The sequence below is a fragment of the Bacteroides sp. HF-162 genome (assembly GCF_015679285.1).
GTDB lineage: Bacteria > Bacteroidota > Bacteroidia > Bacteroidales > Bacteroidaceae > Bacteroides > Bacteroides uniformis.
Map to the genome: position 1 here is coordinate 3839944 of NZ_CP064937.1, position 20050 is coordinate 3859993.

Sequence of the window (20050 nt, forward strand, 5' to 3'; positions counted from 1 at the left end):
TACAGCTATTCTTCCTCTTTTATCAAATGGCATAGCTCCGGGTCGTTCTTAATCCGGGTTATCTCGTCCTCGACAATCTGCCGGACTTCCTGCCGGATGCGGTCATAGTTGGCTTGTATCTCCTCCTGCATCCGGTCGTTGCCGTCCTTGTCGGTGAAGTCGATTATCTGCGGCAGCTTCACGTAACGGGCGGTTTCCCGCTTCACCTTTTCATTGTCCACCACGATTTCGCAGTGGAAAATCTTCTGCTCTATCCGTTCATCGAAGTTGTCCGCCACAGCACCCACGAACATGCCTTGCGTGAGGTTGGATATTTTACTGGCGGGTATCAGGCTGTCCATTTGGGTACTTATAGAGGTGGACTTCTCCCGCTGGTTGATTGTCATGCTCTGCCGTTTCTGCAACACCTTTCCGAAACGCTCGGAAAGGATTTTTGCCGTTTCACCGACTACCTGACCGCTAAACACGTTGCCCACAGTATTTTGTATCACCCGGCTTTCCTTGTCCCCGTAGTCACGGGTAAGCTGGCTGTAATCCTGAAAGCCCAGCAGAACCGCCACCTTGTTGCTTCGGGCAGTAGCAATCAGGTTGTCAAGCCCACGAAAATAAATCGTTGGCAACTCGTCTATTATCACCGAACTTTTAAGCTGACCTTTCTTGTTTATCAGCTTCACGATACGGGAATTATATAAGCCCAGTGCTGCCGAGTAGATATTTTGGCGGTCGGGATTGTTGCCGACAACCAGTATTTTAGGCTCTTTCGGGTTGTTGATGTCGAGTGAAAAATCATCACCCGTCATTACCCAGTAAAGTGCCGGGCTTATCATCCTTGAAAGCGGGATTTTCGCACTGGCAATCTGCCCCTGCAACTGTTCAACTGCCGAACTTTCCCAAGCATCCACGAACGGGGAAAGATAGTTTTCCAGTTCGGGATAACTGCGTAAAATCGTGAAAACATCAGCGTATTTCTTATTTAGCAGTTCAATGGCATGGGGGAACGTGCAATACTTACCGCCTTGATAGATACGGAGATACCAAATTATAGCCGCCAAAAGAATAATCGGGCTTTCCACGAAGAAGTCGCCCTGCTTGCTTATCCAACTTCGATTGAGGTTAAGCATTATCGTGTAGCTTGCTTCATAGGCATCCGCAATGTCCGACATGAAACTGGCGTTTATCGGGTTGCATCGGTGGCTCTTGCGTGGGTCGTCAAAATTGATAATGTAGAATTTGGGCTTTACCTTATACCCGTCCAAGTGGTTAAGCAAATGATTATAAGCGATTTCCGATAAATCGGGAAACTTATAATCATAGCAGTAGAGCGCAAAACCTTTCTCGATTTGCTGTTTTATATAATTATTTACTACTGCGTATGACTTACCACTGCCCGGCGTTCCTAACACGATACTCGCACGAAAAACGTTTACAACGTTAATATAGCCGTTGTTCCACTTCTTCTTATAGTAGAACCGGGTAGGCAAGTTTACAGAGTATTCATTTTCGATAAGCCTTGTTTCCTGCTGGAAACTTTCGTTTTCCGTGTTAAAGACATCATCCATCAGGTTGTTCTTCAACAGCCGGGACATCCATGTACCCGCCATGAGCATACAGATATAGCCCGCCGACAGCGTGGCGATATAAAACACAGTGTCCGCCGTATGTGGCAGCGGAAGTTCCAGCAGCCACCAGTTCAGGAAAAACAACACGACACCCGCCACAAGACTGCAATGTATCTTCGTCCACGTTATCTTTTCCTCTTTCACTCCCTTAGTACCGATGCACGACAGGGCGAGGAACACCACCGAAAAAAGTTTTGTCCAAAGAACGGACGAGAACAGCCCGGTGGTACGCTGGAAGTTCCACAGTATCTTGTCTATCACCTCAAATGTCACTCCCCATTCTTTCAGGGTGGAGTAACAGAACCAGTACACGTTTATTCCCACGAATAGAATACTGATAGCCCGCATAAAGTCCATGACCCGTGCAAGCCCTCTCAAATCATCTTCCTGTTGCATGATTGTAATGTTTTTTAAGTTAGTCGATGCGCCTTGTGCGCTTCTTTTTCTTCTTTCTCTTTTGGCGGGCGGTGTCCTGCGGCTCGTCACCGCCTGATGCACCGCCGCCAAGCAATCCACCGAAAGCACCCAGCACCGAAGCCACACCCGGAACGATATCGGATTTCGGCGTGAAGCCCGGCTGTTCCTGATGCGTGGGCTGGTCTTGCTGTGGTGCTGACAATTCGGACTGGTGCATCTTTCCGGTTTCGCCCGAAAAACGTTCGCCGAACACGTTCGCCGAATACTCCTTGCCCAAGCGTGAACCGTTCAGCACCACCCGGTTGTCATGGTCGATGAACGTAACGCCATAGATGCGCCCGCTGTCATTCTGACGGAATACCACATCAATGCCCTGCTTCTTTAGCTGTCGTTCCAGTTCCTTGCGGCTGCGGGCGGTCTGCATGGCAGTGGCTACAATCTTCCGGGTGCGCTCTTTCAGTTTCCCGTTCTTAATTGCTTCGCCCGATTTCTCCATTCTGCGCTGCACCGCTTCATAACCTACCGACTTGCCGATGCGGGAAGCCTTTACCGGGTTGCCCACCTTTTCGCCCTTGTCGTTCATGGCGGAATAGACAATGCCCTGATAGGGCTTGCCGTTTATCTCGCCTTTGACTTCCTCGGCGCACACGTTGTAAGCGGCAAGCAAAGCCTTGTACTCCCCGAACGACTGGAAGCGGTAGCCATAGCAAGCCGCTTTCACGGTGTTGCCGATTTGGTGCTTCACGTCCCCGGCGGCATAGTCCACCTTTTTAAGTTCGGGGCGTTCGGCACGTTCCTTTCGTTCTGCCGGGTGCAGGTTGTATTTCTGCTCCAGTTCACGGGTGATTTGCTTGCTGCGCCGATGCTCGAACTTGTCATTCAGCGGCTTGCCGTTCTCGTCCACCCGCAACCCCACGATGTGGATATGGTGGCGGTCGATGTCGGTATGCTTGTACACCAGATAAGGCTGGTCGCCATAGCCCAACTTCCGCATATACTCTTTGGCGATGTCGGAAAGCTGCCGGTCGGTCAGCACGTCTTCCGGGTGCGGGTTTATGGAAATATGAAGTATCGGCTTCTTGGTGGATAGCTGGACGGGCATCTGCATTTCAAAGCTGCGCATACACTCGCCGATAGAGAAATTCCCGTCCTCGCCCAACAGCATCCGGTTGGAGAAAAGCACCTTTGCTTCCCCGCTGTCCACCTTGTTTTGGTTGTATGCCAGTGCGCCGAACATATTGCCGCCCGTGCTTATTTTGGCAACCATAGTTCCCTGCACTCGTTTGTCAGGTCGATAACCTGACGGTTCAACACAGCCAGTTCGGTGGTCGCTTTCTCCAGTTTATAGAGAAAAGCCAGTGCCTTTTTCTCCGAAAAGTTACTATTCAGAGCCTTTACCACTTGGTTGTAATTGACCGCAACCGCCCGGAACTGGGCATAAAATTCGGTCAGCCGGGCGCAATATTCTACTGCCGATTTGTCCACTTTCACCACCCGGAACGGCTCGCCGAACAGCCGGGCGGCGATGAAACGGGACTTGCTCGTGACGCCCGACTGCTCCCATTGCGAGAGGAAGCGGGCATTCTCCCGGTCGTTCAGGTAAAGGACATGGCGATGCTTCGCCGGGTCTGCGAGGGCGGGGCGACCGCCCTTGTTGGTTCTTCTTGTTTCCATGCTTCTTTGGATTAAAAAATTACGACTTCGGAGTGATTTTTACCCCCGACAGGGGCAAGGCGTTTTCAGGCACGGAAAACGGTTCTATGTGCCATAGAACACACCTTGCTATTTTCTGACGAAAATCGAAATCCGTCACGGACGGATTGGGGTTAGCGTGGAACGGTAAGCCCAGCCATTCACCAGCCCTGTTTTACACCTGCGCCCCCTGCGGTTCGTTACTCCGCTGCAAAGTAACGGTGATTTATAATGCTGTAAAATAGGTGGTTGGTGGACAAAACGGGACAGCGCAGGACAAATCGGGACAAGGTTTTCAGGGGACGTTTTTTCTCCCTTTTTTTGCATCGGATTTCAATATTGAAAGCAAGATTGAAAGAAATATTCCAATCAGGAAAGAATGATTGAAAGCAGGATTTCAATAAAACATGATTGCAGGATTTCAATATTTCAAGAAAGAATGAAAGCAGGAAAACAAGATTGAAATAAAACAGTCTTTCAATATTTCAAGATTGCAACATGGAAAGAATGAATGATTGAAAGCAATAAACAAATCTATCAACCAATAATGAACGGAAGCAATATGGAAAACGAGAAAACACCCCTTTATGTCGCCTTTTCCACCCAAAAGGGCGGGGTCGGCAAAACCACCTTTACCGTGCTGGCGGCGAGTTACCTATACTACCTCAAAGGCTACGATGTGGCGGTGGTCGATTGCGACTACCCGCAACACTCCATTGCCGGGATGCGAAAGCGGGATGCCGAGCAGGTCGGGGCGGATGAAGATTACAAGCGAATGGCGTATGAGCAGTTCACCCGGCTGGGGAAGAAAGCCTACCCGGTATTGTGCAGTTCACCTGAAAAGGCGATTGCAACGGCTGACGAACATATAGCCGCCGGACACGTGCCGGATATAGTGTTTTTCGACCTGCCCGGCACGGTGAACAGCGAGGGCGTGATAAACTCCCTTGCGGGCATGGACTACATTTTCACCCCCATTTCAGCCGACAAGGTGGTGCTGGAAAGCAGCCTGTCGTTCGCAATGGCTATCCAAAAGCTATTGGTGAGGAATGAAGCCTGCCGACTTGCCGGGCTGTACCTCTTTTGGAACATGGTGGACGGTAGGGAGAAAACAGACCTTTACACCGCCTACGACAAGACCATTAAGGAACTGGAACTGCCGCTGATGAAAACCTTTATCCCCGATACCAAACGCTACAAAAAGGAACTGGTGGCGGATAAAAAGGCGGTGTTCCGCTCCACGCTCTTTCCCGCCAGCCGCCCGTTGGTAAGGGGAAGCAACTTGGAAGAACTGATAACCGAAATAGTGTACTACATCAAATTAAAATGATATGGCAAAGCAAAGCGGCGGGATGCCGAAGATAGACGAGGATTTTATGCGGGAACTTATCTCGCAGGGTGTACCCGCCAAGCGGGAGAGCCAGCCGGATGATGAACCGCAGCCCGGCAGCGAAACGGAAACCGCCCACGAGGGACGGCAGGCTGAAACAGTGCAAGTAGAGAAACCGACACCCCGCAAGCGCAAGGGCGGTTCGGGCGACTACCGGGAAACCTACTTTCAGAAAGTGGAACTGGCAGACCGACAGCCCTTGTACGTGAGCCGAACCACGCATGAGAAGCTGATGCGTATCGTGACGGTGATAGGCGGGCGAAAGGTGACGGTAAGCAGCTACGTGGAAAACATTCTGCTGCGCCACTTCGAGCAGTACCAAGACGAGATAAACACCCTGTACGAAAGCCACTTCCAAAAGCCTGTCTGACTATGGTAATCTATTGCATACTTACCGGGCTTTTGGTGTACTACATCGCCCTGTGGCTGTGGTATCGCTACACGGACAGCCGGACATCACCGGGCAAAACGGATGATGCGCCGCTTCCACGAAACGGGGTTTCAGGCTACACGCTGATAGGTGAAAGCCGATACAAGAGCGGACAATTTCAGACAGCGCAGGACAAATCGGGACACCTCCCGCAAGCGGCTGAAAATGATACTATTTTTGCGCCGCAGGCTGACGGACTGCCGGAAGAAACGCCCGGTTACGAGAATGACGAACCCGACTACGAGGACGAGGAAATAGCCGGGTACATGGACGGTGACGATGATACCGGGCGGGCTACGGGCGTGAGCTTTGACGAACTGGGCGAAGCGGTACGCACGGCGAACGCCGACAACCCCACCGAAACGGAACAGCGGCAAGCCGCCGGGACACTGGCAAGGATTGAGGGGACGAACCTCTACGATGCGGTGGTGGAGAACATCAACGGCGGGCTGGCAAAGGTGGCGGAACTGCTGGGACGCAACGAAGCGGAACTGGCTGCGGCTGCTGTCCCTGCCGAAGCTGGCAATAAAAGCAAGGAACACGAAGCGTTCGACATGAACGATTTCCTATAATATAATAATGTATAAGCCTGACAGCATGAAACAGCGTGATTACGGTTGATTGGCAACCTGAAAACCAAACAGACAAACGGGACTATCCCCGACCACTAAAATTTCAAATTATTCACCAGCCGGGAAAGGCGGACTATCCACCCGCCGCCCGGCATTAAAAACAAATCACAATGAGAAAGAAAATCTTCTTGTCGGCGGCTATACTTGCCGCCGTGGTAAGTGCCTACGCACAAGGAAACGGGCAGGCGGGCATCACCGAAGCCACGAACCTAATCACCGGGTATTTCGACCCCGGAACAAAACTGGTGTACGCAATCGGGGCGGTCTGCGGCTTGATTGGCGGGGTAAAAGTATATAACAAGTTTTCAAGCGGCGACCCCGACACCTCAAAGACCGCCGCCAGTTGGTTCGGGGCGTGCATCTTCCTGATTGTAGCCGCCACTATCCTGCGCTCGTTCTTCCTCTAAACCTGCGGCTATGTCTGACGAGTTGTTGAGGGCTAAGCCCGAAAAATATCAGGTAAACAGGGGTATCGGGAAGCCCGTGGAGTTCAAGGGGCTGAAAAGCCAGTACCTCTTTATCTTTTGCGGCGGCTTGCTCGCCGTCTTCGTGGTGTTCATCGTCCTGTTCATGGCGGGCGTGAACCAGTGGCTATGTATCGGTTTCATCGTGTCGGCTTCGCTGCTGCTCGTGTGGCAGACGTTCCGGCTCAACGCCAAGTACGGCACGCACGGGCTGATGAAAGCCGCCGCACGCAAACGGCATCCACGCTTCATTATCAGCCGAAAGGCGATACCCCGATTATTCACCTACAAAAAAAGAAAGGAAGAAAGACCATGAGAAATATGTTAAAGGCTACCACGCTGGAAAGGAAATTCCCCCTTTTGGCGGTGGAGAACGGCTGCATCATTTCAAAGGATGCGGACATAACGGTGGCTTTCAGGGTGGAACTGCCCGAACTGTTCACCGTCACCAGTGCCGAGTACGAAGCCATACATTCGGCATGGTACAAGGCAATCAAGGTGCTGCCCGACTACTCCATAGTACACAAGCAGGACTTCTTCATCAAGGAGAACTACCAGCCCGACACGGAAAGGGACGAGCTTAGTTTTTTAAGCCGCTCCTTTGAACGGCACTTCAATGAACGCCCGTTCCTGAACCATTACTGCTACCTGTTCCTGACAAAGACGACAAGGGAGAGAAGCCGCCGACAGAGCGACTTCTCCACCCTATGCCGGGGCAGGATTGTACCGCAGGAGATAGCCGACAAGGAAGCGGCGGCAAAGTTCATCGAAGCGGTCGGGCAGTTTGAAAGGATTATGAACGACAGCGGGTTTGTCACCCTTACCCGGCTGGCGGCATCGGAAATCACCGGGCAGGACGGAAAGGCGGGCATCATCGAGAAATACTTCTCGCTATCGCAGACAGATACCACCTGCCTGAAAGACATCGGGCTGTACCCGGAAGAAATGCGTGTCGGGGACGACATACTGTGCCTGCACACGCTTTCGGACGTGGAAGATTTGCCCGGAAAGGTCGGGACGGACACACGGTTTGAGAAGCTGTCCACTGACCGGAGCGACTGCCGACTGTCATTCGCCGCCCCGGTGGGCGTGCTGTTGTCGTGCAACCACGTCTATAACCAGTTCATCTTCATAGACGACCACGCCGAAAACCTGAAGAACTTCGAGCAGACCGCCCGGAACATGCAATCGCTCTCCCGTTATTCCCGTGCCAACCAAGTGAACAAGGAATGGATAGACGAGTACCTGAACGAAGCGCACAGCAAGGGGCTTGTATCGGTGCGCTGCCACTGCAACGTCATGGCATGGAGTGACGACCGGGAAGAACTCAAACGCATACGCAACGATGTGGGAAGCCAGCTTGCGCTAATGGAGTGCAAGCCACGCCACAACACGGTCGATACGCCCACGCTCTTTTGGGCGGGCATACCCGGAAACGAAGCGGACTTCCCCGCAGAGGAAAGTTTCTACACGTTCTTGGGGCAGGCTCTCTGCCTGTTCGTGGAAGAAACGAACTACAAGAGTTCGCTTTCGCCGTTCGGCATCAAAATGGTGGACAGGGTGAGCGGTCGCCCGCTGCATATCGACATATCGGATTTGCCCATGAAGAAAGGCATCACGACCAACCGCAACAAGTTCATACTTGGGCCGAGCGGGTCGGGTAAGTCTTTCTTTACCAACCACATGGTGCGTCAGTATTACGAGCAGGGGGCGCACGTGCTGCTGGTAGATACGGGTAACAGTTACTTGGGGCTGTCCCAGCTTATCCACAACCGCACGCACGGCGAGGACGGGATTTATTTCACCTACACCAACGAGAACCCGATAGCGTTCAACCCGTTCTATGTCGAGGACGGGGTATTCGACATAGAGAAGAAAGAGAGCATCAAGACCCTTATACTCACCCTGTGGAAGCGGGATGATGAAGCCCCGAAGCGGTCGGAAGAAGTGGCGTTGTCAAACGCCGTGAGTGCCTATATCGAACTGACAGGCAAAGACCGTTCGGTAACGCCCTGCTTCAACACGTTCTACGAGTTTGTCCGGGATGATTACCGCCGACAGCTTGAACAGAAGAACGTCAGGGAAAAGGATTTTGACATAAACAATTTCCTGAACGTGCTTGAACCGTACTATCGTGGCGGTGAGTACGACTACCTGCTGAACTCCGACAAGGAACTGGATTTGTTGCACAAACGCTTCATTGTCTTTGAGTTGGACAACATCAAAGACCACAAGATTTTATTCCCGGTAACGACTATCATCATCATGGAAGCCTTTATAAACAAGATGCGCAAGTTAAAGGGAATAAGGAAGTTAATACTAATCGAGGAAGCGTGGAAAGCGATTGCATCGGCGAACATGGCGGACTATATCCGCTACCTCTACAAAACCGTCCGAAAATATTTCGGGGAAGCGATTGTAGTCACGCAAGAGATTGAGGATATTATTTCTTCCCCTATCGTGAAAGAGAGTATCATCAATAACTCGGACTGCAAAATCCTGTTAGACCAAAGAAAATATCTCAACAAGTTTGACAGCATACAGAACCTCTTGGGACTGACCGACAAGGAGCGTTCGCAGATATTGTCTATCAACATGGCGAACCACCCCGGACGGAAGTACAAGGAAGTTTTCTTCTCGCTGGGCGGCACGCAGTCGGCGGTGTACGCCACAGAAGTTTCATTGGAAGAATATTACACCTTCACGACAGAGGAAAGCGAGAAAATGGAACTGTTCGCACTTGCCGACAAGCTGGGCGGCAACCTTGAACTGGCTATCAAGAGGCTTGCAGAAAGCAAACGTAATCCCCAATCATCAACAACTTAAAAATCAGGAACATGAAAAGAACAATTCTCCTTATGGCGGTATGCCTTTGCTTCATCGGCAACGCATCCGCACAGTGGGTGGTGTCAGACCCCGGCAATTTGGCACAGGGCATCATCAACACCACCAAGCAGATAGTGCAGACTTCCACCACAGCCAAAAACACGCTGGACGGCTTCATGGAAGCGCAGAAGATTTTCCAGCAGGGAAAAGTCTATTACGATGCGCTCAAAGCGGTACACGATGTTGTCAAGGGCGGCATCAAGGTGAAGAAGTCCATTGAACTGGTGGCGGAAATATCCGAAATCTACGTGCGAAACTACCAGAACATGCTGGCTGACCCGAACTACACGCCGGATGAACTCACCGCCATTTCAGCCGGGTATGCCAAGCTGCTCTCCGAAAGTGCGGACGTGTTGCAGGACTTGAAGAATGTAGTGAACGTGACGGGTATGTCGCTGACGGATGCCGAAAGGCTGGCGGTAATCAACAACGCCTACAAAAGCCTGCTCAACTACCGCAACCTCGTGAACTACTACACCCGAAAGAACATATCCGTGTCCTACCTGCGGGCAAAGAAGAAGAACGACACAGACCGGGTGCTGGCTCTTTACGGCTCGGCGGATGAACGCTACTGGTAACATATAAATCGGTATGCCTATGTTATTAGCAGCGGTGGATTTTGACAACCTGCACCAAGTGTTGCGGGTGCTGTACGATGAAATGATGCCCTTGTGCAGCAACATGACGGGGGTAGCCAAAGGAATAGCCGGGCTGGGTGCGCTGTTCTATGTAGCCGCCAAAGTGTGGCAGTCGCTCGCACGTGCCGAACCCATAGACGTGTACCCGCTCCTGCGTCCCTTTGCGCTGGGGCTGTGCATCATGTTCTTTCCCACGTTCGTGCTGGGGACTATCAACACGGTATTGTCGCCAGTGGTGAAAGGGTGCAACCAACTTATGGAAACGCAGACTTTCGACATGAACGAATACCGGGCACAGAAAGACCGACTGGAATATGAAGCCCTGATGCGTAGCCCCGAAACGGCTTACCTCGCTTCGGACGAGGAATTTGACAGGCAACTGGAAGAACTGGGCTGGTCGCCCTCCGATATGGTAACTATGACGGGTATGTATATGGACAGGGCGGCGTACAATATAAAGAAGTCCGTCCGGGACTGGTTCAGGGAACTGCTGGAAATGCTCTTTCAGGCGGCGGGGCTGATTATAGACACGCTGCGCACGTTCTTCCTAATCGTGTTAAGCATACTGGGTCCGCTGGCGTTTGCGATTTCCGTCTATGACGGTTTCCAAAGCACGCTGACCCAGTGGATTTCACGCTATATATCCATTTACCTGTGGCTACCCGTGTCGGACTTGTTCAGCAGCGTGCTGGCACGCATACAAACCCTGATGCTACAAAAAGACATCGAGCAGCTTTCAGACCCGAATTTCATTCCTGACGGGAGCAGCACCGTGTATGTAATCTTTATGATTATCGGCATCGTGGGCTACTTCACCATTCCAACGGTGGCAAGCTGGATAGTGTCGGCTGGCGGTACGTCTGCCTATAACCGCAACGTGGCACGGGCTGGGTCAATCGCCGGGGCGGCGGTCGGTGCGGCAAGCGGGAAAGTAACCGGGAAACTACTCAAATAACCAACATCAATATTTAGTATATGGAATTTAAGTCATTAACGAACATCGAAACGAGTTTCCGGCAAATCAGGCTCTTTGCGCTGGTATTCATCTGCCTGTGCGCACTGGTGACGGGCTTTGCCGTGTGGAACTCGTACAGCTTCGCCGAAAAGCAGCGGCAGAAGATATACGTCCTCGACAACGGCAAAAGCCTGATGCTGGCACTCTCGCAGGACATGGCGCAGAACAGACCCGTGGAAGCCAAGTCGCACGTGCGGCGTTTCCACGAACTTTTCTTCACGCTCTCACCCGACAAGGGGGCTATCGAAAGCAACATCAAACGCTCGCTGTTCCTCGCCGACAAGACCGCTTTCAACTATTACAATGACTTGGCGGAAAAGGGCTACTACAACCGGGTGATTTCCGGAAACGTCACGCAGACGGTGGAGATTGACAGCGTGAAGTGCGACTTCGACCAGTACCCCTACAAGGTGAACACGTATGCCCGCCAGTTGATTGTCCGGGAAAGCAGCCTGACGGTGCGAAGCCTTGTGACCTCGTGCCGCCTGCTCAACGCCACACGGAGCGACAACAACCCGCACGGCTTCATCATCGAAGCGTTCACCATTACCGAGAACAAGGATTTGCAGACCATTAAGAGATAGCCTTATGGAAAGAAAACGAAACTACATCGGAAAGGTGCGGGACTGGGCGGACGACCGCCTGCGCCGAATGTGCGGACGGATTACGCCGGGCAAAAGGCTGGCGGTTATCCTCGTGATGTTCTTCTTCCTTGGCGGCTTGTCTATCTACATTACCGTTTCATCAATCTACAACATCGGGAAGCGGGACGGCAGGCGGCTGCAAATAGAACACATCAGGCAACTGCCGTTGCACGGCAACGACACAACCAAAAGTATCAACCCCTTAAACAGACCGCAATATGGAAGAAGTACAGAAGAATGAGAACGGCACGACCGTACCGCAGGCGGACGGGAAGCCGAAAAAGGAAGATAAACCCAAACGGGAACTTACCCCGCAGCAGGTGCAGCAGCGCAGGAAAATGATAGTCTTCCCGCTGATGTTCCTTGCCTTTGCCGGGTGCATGTACCTGATATTCGCACCCTCCGGCAAAGAGGACGTGAACGTGGAAAGCGTGGGCGGCTTCAACGCCGACATACCCCTGCCCGCAGAGGACGGGATTATAGCCGACAAGCAAAAGGCTTACGAACAGGCGATGATAAGCCGCAGGCAGCAGGAGAAGATACAGTCCTTGCAGGACTTCGGTTTCACCGGGAACGATGAAGCGGAAGAACCGCAAGCGGAAATCGACCTGATGCCGGAAGAGGATGCGAAGCCCCAAAGGGGCGGCGGTGCTTCTTCGGCATACGCTTACCGGGACATCAACCGCCAGTTAAGCACGTTCTATGAAACTCCGGCGGTGGACGAGGAAAAAGAGGACTTGAAGCGGCAGGTAGCGGAACTGACCGATAGGCTGCAACAACAGAACGCCACACCCACCGCTGACGACCAAATGGCACTCTTGGAAAAGTCCTACGAGCTGGCGGCAAAGTACATGAACGGCGGGCAGGGACAAGTCGCACAAGTCCCGGTAACGGGCGACATTGACCGCAAGCCGGATGCGGTGGCGGTGCAGGCTGTCAGGGAAACGACCGTTTCGGGATTGCGGCAGCCCATGAGCGATGCCGACTTCATCCGGGCTTACAGCCAGCCACGAAACTACGGCTTCAACACGGCAGTAGGCACGGGGTACGCTATGGGAAAGAACACGGTAGCCGCCTGCATCCACCAAGACCAAACCCTGACGGACGGGCAGGCGGTGAAACTACGGCTGCTCGAACCCATGCAGGCGGGGAACATAGTCGTGCCGAAGAATACCCTCGTGGCGGGGACGGCAAAGGTGCAGGGCGAGCGGCTTGACATACTGGTGTCCTCGATTGAGTACGCTGGCAACATCATCCCGGTGGAACTCGCCGTGTTCGACACGGACGGGCAAAAGGGGCTGTCCGTCCCGTCCTCTATGGAGCAGGAAGCGTTCAACGAAGCTATGGCGAATATCGGAAGCGGGCTGGGTACAAGCATTTCCTTTGCCCAAAGTGCCGGGCAGCAGGTGGCTATGGACGTGACAAGGGGATTGCTGCAAGGAACGTCCGGCTACCTCGCCAAGAAGTTCCGAACCGTGAAAGTGAAGCTGAAAGCCGGGTACAAAGTCATGCTGTATGCCAAACAACAATAACCATTTTATCAACCGTTAAAATTTCAATTAGCAATGAAACAGATTTTTGGATTGTTCGCCCTCTTGCTGGGCGTGTGTGCGGCAAACGCACAAACCGCTGACACCGTGAAGTATGCGGCTGGCAACGACTTGTACCGGGGGATTACCCGGAAACTCCCGTACCGCCAAATGGTTACGCCCTACGGCGTGGAAGTGACCTTTGCCAAGACGGTGCATATCATCTTCCCCGCCGCCGTCCGCTATGTCGATTTGGGAAGCAACCACATCATAGCGGGCAAGGCGGACGGTGCGGAGAACGTAATCAGGGTGAAAGCCACGACAGAGGGCTTTCCGGGAGAAACGAACTTCTCCGTTATCTGCGAGGACGGCAGTTTCTTTTCGTTCAACGCCAAGTACGCCCGTGAACCGGAAATGCTCAACATCGAAATGAAGGACTTCTTGGAGAATGAAGATACGTCCGACTTCTCGCATACCCGGATGAACATCCATTTCCGGGAACTGGGGAATGAAAGCCCGCTGCTGGTGAAGCTGATAATGCAGAGCATCTACAAGAACAATGACCGGAAAGTGCGCCACTTGGGTAGCAAGCGTTTCGGCATACAGTTCTTAATCAAGGGGATTTACACCTATAACGGGATGCTCTACGTGCACACGCAGACAAAGAACAGTTCCAACGTGCCTTTCGACACGGACTTCATCAGGTTTAAGATAACCGATAAAAAAGTGCCCAAACGCACGGCTATTCAGGAAACGGTACTGGATGCGGTACGCAGCTACAACGAGGTGATAGAGATTGCCGGGAAATCGACCGTGCGCACGGTGTACGCCCTGCCGAAGTTTACCATTCCTGACGACAAGCTGCTGGTCGTGGAACTCTACGAGAAGAACGGCGGGCGGCATCAGACCATACGGGTGGAAAACGCCGACATCGTGAACGCAGAAGTGATTGACGAACTAAAAATCAAATAGGGAATGAAAAGACACATCTTTATAATGATGCTCTTTGCGCTGTGCCTGACCTCGTTTCAGGCACATGCGCAAAGATACCTGCCGGGCATGAAAGGCTTGCAAGTCACGGCGGGCATGGCGGACGGGGTGCATTGGAACTCCGACACGGATTTTGCCTACCACATCGGGGCGGCGTACAGCGTTTACACCAAGAACGCCAACCGCTGGGTGATTGGCGGCGAATACCTGCACAAGAAGTATGACTACAAGGATATGCAGATACCCGTAGAACAGTTCACCGCAGAGGGCGGCTATTACCTGAAATTCCTATCGGACAGGCGAAAGACTTTTTTCCTTTCATTGGGATTGTCGGCTCTCGCCGGGTACGAAACAAGCAACCGAAGCGAAAAGCTGCTGCCGGACGGCTCTACCTTGCTGGATAAGGATTGCTTCATCTACGGCGGTGCGCTGACGCTGGAACTGGAAGCCTACCTGACCGACCGGATAGCCTTGCTTGTCAGTGCAAGGGAACGGGCGTTGTTCGGCTCGGACATAGGCAAGTTCCACACGCAGGTATCTTTGGGACTGAAATTCATTATCAACTGACCGCTATATAATAATGTATATGAAGAATGTAATGTATAAAATCATCATGGGCTGCTACATCGTGGCCGCCCTCGTGCTTGTCACCGCCTGTAATGACAACTTGGATATTCAGCAGGCGTACCCGTTCAGCATCGAAACACTGCCAGTACCCAAAAGGCTGAAAGTCGGGGAAACCGCCGAAATACGCTGCCGACTGGTGCGTGGCGGCTATTACCAGCCGACTACCTATCAGATAAGGTATTTCCAGCCGGACGGCAAAGGGAAGCTGGAAATGGATAACGGCACGGTGTTCCTGCCCAATGACCTCTACCCGCTGGAGAAAGAAACGTTCTGGCTCTACTACACCTCGGCATCGACCGACCAGCAGACGATTGACATTTATATCATCGACAGCTTCGGGCAGATGCAGCAACTTACACTATCATTTAATAATGACAACAGCGAAGAAGAAACGGAAACAATAACCCCCTAATAATAAAACGACATGGTAAAAATAGAATTGGATATAGAAGGCATCTCGTGGTACATAGAAACCACGTTGGAAACAGATACAGTTCCGGCAGTAGGTGACATCATCATTATGGACAAGGACTGTATTTCCGAACGTGACAGTGCTGAATTATGGAAAACGCCGTCCAATCAGGTTTTCAAATGGGCGGACGAAGAAGATGATGCGCCTGTAATGGAATGGTTCGATTGCGACACGGAAATGCTTGTCAATAAACGGACATGGAAATATGACATCGAGGAAGAAGAAACCGTGTGCATACTTGGTGTAAAATTTATTCACTATGAGGATTTATAGTTGCGACATTCGTTTTTATCATCCTCTTGGGAAACCGGGTATGGAATGATACGCAAAGCGTAAATATCGGGCAGACATCCCGCCGGGAAGCATCGGCGGGATGTTTCCATGATAGGGAAAACGAAAGGCTTCTTTGTTACTTTCTTCACCCGCTGGCAGGCTCACGGAAGAAAGTAACGGCGGCAAGCAGCCGCCGTTTTCTATCAACTGGTTTTAAGGCTCTTTATGGACGTGTATTTCTCTAACCACACCTTTACCTGCTCCATGTTATATTCGCCCGTGATGATTGCCGTATGGTCGTCTATAGCTACAAACCGGACACTTTCATAGCTGTTTACCCAGCCTTGCAGGGAACAGACACCCCACGTTGCAACATCTTCAAAAACACTGCGGTCTATCCGGCTGATTGGTTCGCCGAAAACTACCGTCATTATCTGAAAGTCCGGTTTATCCTCCAACAGTTGCAAATGGTGCAGCGTGCCGAACTCGTCTATTTTGCGCCCCCACGCCCACACATCATTATACAAATCATCGCCCCACTGGTGCGGGTGGTCGAAACGGACTTTTACCTCTATGGTGTGTTCGTTTTCTTCTGTGTCCTCGATAACGCCCGTTACCATTAAGCCCGTAAAAATGCACTCGCAACGCCTGCCGATAAGCTCCTTGTTTACTTCTGTTGTTTTCATGTCCCTAAAATTTACTTGTTTATTACTCCGTTCTTCTTCGCTATCCATTCGTCACGCCTGCGGCGGCACTCGTCCAGCGTTTTGGCTACCGTGCTGAAAAGTTCGCCGTCCGTGTGGCGGTAGTCATATTGATAATAAATTTGTCCCCTGAAAGCCCCTAAACAGCATTTCACGAACTTTTCTTCTCCCGGTGTTTGGGTAATGCTTACCCCGTTTTTGTTAAGTGACTGCATGATGTTCTATTTTTTTTAATGGTTATAATATCAGTAAAGAAAGCAACAGCAGGAAAAGCAGAGCCACGCCCAGCGCATAAAGGGCTGAAAGGCAGACCCGGAGCAGGAAACGGGCGGCACAAAACACGATATACGCCGTTATCGCCGTGCCTGCTCCGGCTACGCTGGTAAACCGCCATGCAAGGCAGAGCAGCAACACCCGCCAAAGGATTTTATAAATGCTTTTCCGTTTCATCGCTTGGTCGTTTTTAACGGGCAGGGCTTTGACACCCCGCCCGGATTGGTTGTTATGCCGCACGGAACACAAAACCGTCATCAAACCAGTAATCGCACATAAAAAGGTCACGGGCGAACTTTTCATAATCGAAATAGGTCTTTGCGAACTCCGGCAGGTCGTAGCATTCCTCGATAATTTCATAGGCGAAATCTTCTTCATCGTCATATTGACCCAGATACTCGTCCCGGAAATCACGTACAAGGTCGTCCGCATCTTCCTCGCCCAAATCATGGCTTTTATAGTTGCACCACACGAAAAAGGCTTCCTGCTCGGTGTCGCTCAAATCCTCCACCGCATCACGCAGGGCGAAGAAGTTTTCAGAAATCCAGCTTTCGCCGATTAAGCCCTCCGGCACGTTCTCCCAGTCCTGAAACATGTATTCCGCATCTTCCTCGTCCTTGTGAAGTTCCCGGCAGGCTTCATAAAATTCTTCCTTGTCCGAATAGTCCGAAAGGTCGAGCCATGCGCCGGACAATGAACCGTTGTTGTACTTGGCATAAGTGCCTACATAAACTTTTGCTTCCGATAATACCTTTGCTTCCATATTGCTGTAATTTTTTAAGTTTTTAATTTTATGCGGATTTGAGAGGTGAGGGAGTTGAAGTTTCACTGAATTTTTTTCCTGTTTCCCGTAAATCCGACTTTTTTTTTATGCGTCTTCCGGTCGGGTCGGTCGTTTTCGTTTCACATAGGCGTAAAAGGGTAGTGTTTAGAGTTTGCAAGGTTTTGGGCAAAAAATACCTCGCAAGGCAGGGAAGATTTTTTCGCCAAACCGGAACGGCTCGACCTTGCAAAATCGTGAAGAACACGTAACTACCTTTGCCTATTGAAATGATTAAAACGACTGTCCCGGCTGGGGGACTGCGTAAGAGGAAGATTTACAAATAGGGAAACTGGGGAAAAGTGCCTGTTCTCTTTCATCTTTTAGGGAACACTCCATGCGGGCGGGAAAGGCAAGGGTGTTGTGAGCTTGCTTGCAATACGCTTGTGCGGGTTTCCAACGGCTCTTTTCACGAAATACAGTCAGCCATGCCACGCACGGCTGGCGTTTCGGGAAATGTGCCAGTTGGAAAAGGATATAAAAAATGCGGGTAGTCGGTAGACTGCCCGCAAGGTGGAAGAATGTACAATGCTGGGATATAGGTTATTAAGTGGAATTTCGTTACCGAAATCGTTACCTATTCGTTCTTGCCACGGTTATAGGTAACGAAACCTACCGGACGGCGTTCTTTCTGTTGTTTCGACTGGCTCAAAAGCTGGGTAAGGACTTGGTACAGTTCGTTGAACTGCGCATCGGTGCTTACCTCCAGTTCCTCGATGCGCCTTGACAGTTCCTCGTAACCGATTGCCATTTGGCGCATGAGGACAAAAGCCCGCATGATTGAAATGTTTACTTCTATGGCTACTTTGGAGCGGAGAACCGAAGAAAGCATGGCTACGCCCTGCTCGGTGAAAGCCATAGGCATAGCAACGCCGAAGTTGTAAGCAGGGGGTATCACATTTTGTGATACCCCTGTGGATAACAGCAAGTTAGCTTCCTCTTGGGTGAGTACAAACATAAAATCACCCGGAAAACGCTCGATATTGCGCTTGACCGCCTGCTTCAAGGCTCGTGTTTCCACTTGGTAGAGTTCTGCCAAATGATAATCGAGCATCACCCGGCAACTTCTGACCTCAAAAATCTTGTTTTGGATAATCTGCAAATCCATAATCGTATATTTTAGGAGATTTAGCAATGTTGGAATAATAGTAAGGACTGGTCACAAATTGTGACCAGTTCCATATAATCAAGATTACATGGCAACTTCCTTGTAAATCTTCTCAATGCCGACAAACTTCTTGTCAAGCCCCTGCATATCGCTGCCTATCTTGCTGTTGGTGATGCGGGCGTAGATTTGCGTAGTTTCTATGTTTGTGTGTCCCAGCATCTTGGACACCGTTTCAATGGGTACGCCCTTTGACAGCGTGGTGGTCGTGGCGAACGTGTGCCGGGCAAGGTGGAATGTCAGGTTCTTTTTAATACCGCATATATCGGCAATCTCTTTCAAGTAGGCGTTTAGCTTCTGATTGCTGATTACGGGAAGTATCTTGCCGTCCGGCAACTTGCCCTTGTACTTCTTCAAAATCATCTTGGGAATATCCAGCAGGGGGACATTCACGTCCGTGTTGGTCTTTACCCGCTTGGTGATTATCCAAAGGTTGCCGTCAAAAGACTTTTGGATATTCTCCTGCCGCAAATTGGCGACATCGCTGTATGCCAGACCGCAGAAACAGGAAAAGACGAACAAGTCCCTGACGTGTTCCAGCCGTTCGGAAACCATTTTCTTTTTAAGGATAATTTTAATCTCGTCCTCTGTCAGATAACCCCTGTCCACTTTTTCCAGCCGGATTTTGTAGCTGGCGAAAGGGTCGCCCACCAGTATGCCGTTGTTACGGGCGATGATGATGATACGCTTGAAGAACTGCATGAACTTGGCGGTGGTGTTGTAGCCGCACTTGCAGGCGGTACGCAAATACAACTCAAAATCGGTAATGAACATCGGGCTTATCTCCTTTATGGATATGTCCGATACGTTGTACTTGCTTTGGATAAATTCAGCGAGGTGGCGGCGGGTCACTTCATACTTGCGGTAGGTCGCTATCGTCTTGGATATGCCTACAAGCTGCTTCACATCGTCATTGTGCTTTTGGAACAATGAAAGGATTGTTTCGTGGCTCTCGCTGTGTCCCAAGAACTCGTTTTTCACTTTCTCGGCGGTCACGTAATTGTCACGCCGCTGCATTTCGTGGTAAATGGTATTCAGGGAAGAACGTATGTCGTCCAAAAGGGCGTTTATCCTCCCGGCATCCCTGCCTTTGGCTTTGCCCGCAGTAATGCTCCAGTTGTCGGGCTGGATGCTCTGTTTCGTACTGAACTGGCAAAGTTTGCCGTCTATGGTGATGCGTGCCATAATCATAACCTCGCCGTTTTTCTTTTCAGAACCTTTCTTCAAATAAAAAAGAACCTTGAATGTCGATTTCATAACTCACTTTTTTTAGTTGCAAAATTAATTTTTACCTCTCGTTTTCGAGTTATGCAGACTATGGACTAATCAAGTCATTATCAGGTCATTTATGGACAAATCGTTACCGTTTT

Annotated in this window: 24 protein-coding genes; 15 read left to right on the top strand and 9 right to left on the bottom strand. The window is 51.0% G+C overall.

Going from position 1 to position 20050, the window contains the following annotated elements:
* Positions 1-5: 5 nt before the first annotated feature.
* The 3 genes from mobC to mobA are packed head-to-tail and all read right to left on the bottom strand — an operon-like array spanning position 6 to position 3710.
* On the bottom strand, positions 6-2015 hold the full coding sequence (gene mobC, locus ITJ87_RS16245; RefSeq protein ID WP_032588330.1) for a conjugal transfer protein MobC: 2010 nt from the start codon (positions 2013-2015) through the stop codon (positions 6-8).
* A gap of 19 nt (positions 2016-2034) precedes the next feature.
* The gene (gene mobB, locus ITJ87_RS16250) at positions 2035-3303 is read right to left on the bottom strand and encodes a conjugal transfer protein MobB (protein WP_084824500.1); all 1269 of its coding nucleotides are present in this window, start codon (positions 3301-3303) and stop codon (positions 2035-2037) included.
* Positions 3288-3710 carry a conjugal transfer protein MobA gene (gene mobA / locus ITJ87_RS16255; protein WP_004309974.1) on the bottom strand — a complete coding sequence of 141 codons (423 nt, stop codon included), beginning with the start codon at positions 3708-3710 and terminating at the stop codon, positions 3288-3290. The genes mobB and mobA overlap by 16 nt, the downstream gene beginning before the upstream one ends.
* A 565-nt stretch (positions 3711-4275) precedes the next feature.
* Between mobA and ITJ87_RS16260 the strand changes: the two genes are divergently transcribed.
* From ITJ87_RS16260 to ITJ87_RS16330, 15 genes are all read left to right on the top strand, one after another.
* The gene (locus ITJ87_RS16260) at positions 4276-5058 is read left to right on the top strand and encodes a ParA family protein (RefSeq protein ID WP_005924189.1); all 783 of its coding nucleotides are present in this window, start codon (positions 4276-4278) and stop codon (positions 5056-5058) included.
* Between the two features lies 1 nt (position 5059).
* Complete coding sequence (locus tag ITJ87_RS16265; RefSeq protein ID WP_007478184.1) at positions 5060-5488, top strand: DUF3408 domain-containing protein; 429 nt, start codon at positions 5060-5062, stop codon at positions 5486-5488.
* A gap of 2 nt (positions 5489-5490) precedes the next feature.
* Positions 5491-6120 carry a hypothetical protein gene (locus ITJ87_RS16270; protein ID WP_007478186.1) on the top strand — a complete coding sequence of 210 codons (630 nt, stop codon included), beginning with the start codon at positions 5491-5493 and terminating at the stop codon, positions 6118-6120.
* A 170-nt stretch (positions 6121-6290) separates the two neighbouring features.
* Positions 6291-6587, top strand: a complete 297-nt coding sequence (locus ITJ87_RS16275) for a DUF4134 domain-containing protein (protein ID WP_004308755.1) — start codon at positions 6291-6293, stop codon at positions 6585-6587.
* Between the two features lie 10 nt (positions 6588-6597).
* A complete protein-coding gene (locus ITJ87_RS16280; protein ID WP_007566699.1) occupies positions 6598-6960 on the top strand; it encodes a DUF4133 domain-containing protein in 363 nt (120 codons plus the stop codon).
* Complete coding sequence (locus tag ITJ87_RS16285) at positions 6957-9470, top strand: TraG family conjugative transposon ATPase (RefSeq protein WP_007566701.1); 2514 nt, start codon at positions 6957-6959, stop codon at positions 9468-9470. The genes ITJ87_RS16280 and ITJ87_RS16285 overlap by 4 nt, the downstream gene beginning before the upstream one ends.
* 11 nt (positions 9471-9481) lie before the next feature.
* On the top strand, positions 9482-10108 hold the full coding sequence (locus tag ITJ87_RS16290; protein ID WP_007566703.1) for a DUF4141 domain-containing protein: 627 nt from the start codon (positions 9482-9484) through the stop codon (positions 10106-10108).
* 19 nt (positions 10109-10127) lie between these two features.
* The gene (gene traJ / locus ITJ87_RS16295) at positions 10128-11123 is read left to right on the top strand and encodes a conjugative transposon protein TraJ (protein WP_028728967.1); all 996 of its coding nucleotides are present in this window, start codon (positions 10128-10130) and stop codon (positions 11121-11123) included.
* A 20-nt stretch (positions 11124-11143) separates the two neighbouring features.
* Positions 11144-11767 carry a conjugative transposon protein TraK gene (traK, locus tag ITJ87_RS16300; protein ID WP_118307570.1) on the top strand — a complete coding sequence of 208 codons (624 nt, stop codon included), beginning with the start codon at positions 11144-11146 and terminating at the stop codon, positions 11765-11767.
* Between the two features lie 4 nt (positions 11768-11771).
* Positions 11772-12068 (top strand): TraL conjugative transposon family protein, encoded by a 297-nt coding sequence (locus ITJ87_RS16305; protein WP_007754134.1) that lies wholly within the window; start codon positions 11772-11774, stop codon positions 12066-12068.
* Entirely contained in the window at positions 12046-13359 is a 1314-nt protein-coding gene (gene traM / locus ITJ87_RS16310) for a conjugative transposon protein TraM (protein WP_196096294.1), read from the top strand. The genes ITJ87_RS16305 and traM overlap by 23 nt, the downstream gene beginning before the upstream one ends.
* Positions 13360-13392: 33 nt before the next feature.
* Positions 13393-14328: a conjugative transposon protein TraN gene (gene traN, locus ITJ87_RS16315; RefSeq protein WP_053398660.1), complete on the top strand. Its 936-nt coding sequence runs from the start codon at positions 13393-13395 to the stop codon at positions 14326-14328.
* A 3-nt stretch (positions 14329-14331) separates the two neighbouring features.
* Positions 14332-14913, top strand: a complete 582-nt coding sequence (locus tag ITJ87_RS16320) for a conjugal transfer protein TraO (RefSeq protein WP_007754126.1) — start codon at positions 14332-14334, stop codon at positions 14911-14913.
* Between the two features lie 13 nt (positions 14914-14926).
* Positions 14927-15385 (top strand): DUF3872 domain-containing protein, encoded by a 459-nt coding sequence (locus ITJ87_RS16325; protein WP_007754124.1) that lies wholly within the window; start codon positions 14927-14929, stop codon positions 15383-15385.
* Positions 15386-15397: 12 nt separating this feature from the next.
* Complete coding sequence (locus tag ITJ87_RS16330) at positions 15398-15718, top strand: hypothetical protein (protein ID WP_007754121.1); 321 nt, start codon at positions 15398-15400, stop codon at positions 15716-15718.
* A 203-nt stretch (positions 15719-15921) separates the two neighbouring features.
* Here the strand turns inward: ITJ87_RS16330 and ITJ87_RS16335 are convergent, their stop codons facing one another.
* The 6 genes from ITJ87_RS16335 to ITJ87_RS16360 form a co-directional block, all read right to left on the bottom strand.
* The gene (locus ITJ87_RS16335) at positions 15922-16404 is read right to left on the bottom strand and encodes a hypothetical protein (protein WP_028728958.1); all 483 of its coding nucleotides are present in this window, start codon (positions 16402-16404) and stop codon (positions 15922-15924) included.
* Between the two features lie 11 nt (positions 16405-16415).
* Complete coding sequence (locus tag ITJ87_RS16340; RefSeq protein WP_007754116.1) at positions 16416-16637, bottom strand: DUF3873 domain-containing protein; 222 nt, start codon at positions 16635-16637, stop codon at positions 16416-16418.
* Positions 16638-16659: 22 nt separating this feature from the next.
* Positions 16660-16872, bottom strand: a complete 213-nt coding sequence (locus ITJ87_RS16345; RefSeq protein ID WP_007754115.1) for a hypothetical protein — start codon at positions 16870-16872, stop codon at positions 16660-16662.
* Positions 16873-16924: 52 nt separating this feature from the next.
* A complete protein-coding gene (locus ITJ87_RS16350) occupies positions 16925-17458 on the bottom strand; it encodes an antirestriction protein ArdA (RefSeq protein ID WP_007754113.1) in 534 nt (177 codons plus the stop codon).
* 634 nt (positions 17459-18092) lie between these two features.
* Positions 18093-18623, bottom strand: a complete 531-nt coding sequence (locus tag ITJ87_RS16355; RefSeq protein WP_007478213.1) for an ORF6N domain-containing protein — start codon at positions 18621-18623, stop codon at positions 18093-18095.
* Between the two features lie 84 nt (positions 18624-18707).
* On the bottom strand, positions 18708-19937 hold the full coding sequence (locus ITJ87_RS16360; protein ID WP_007478215.1) for a site-specific integrase: 1230 nt from the start codon (positions 19935-19937) through the stop codon (positions 18708-18710).
* Between the last annotated feature and the right edge of the window lie 113 nt (positions 19938-20050).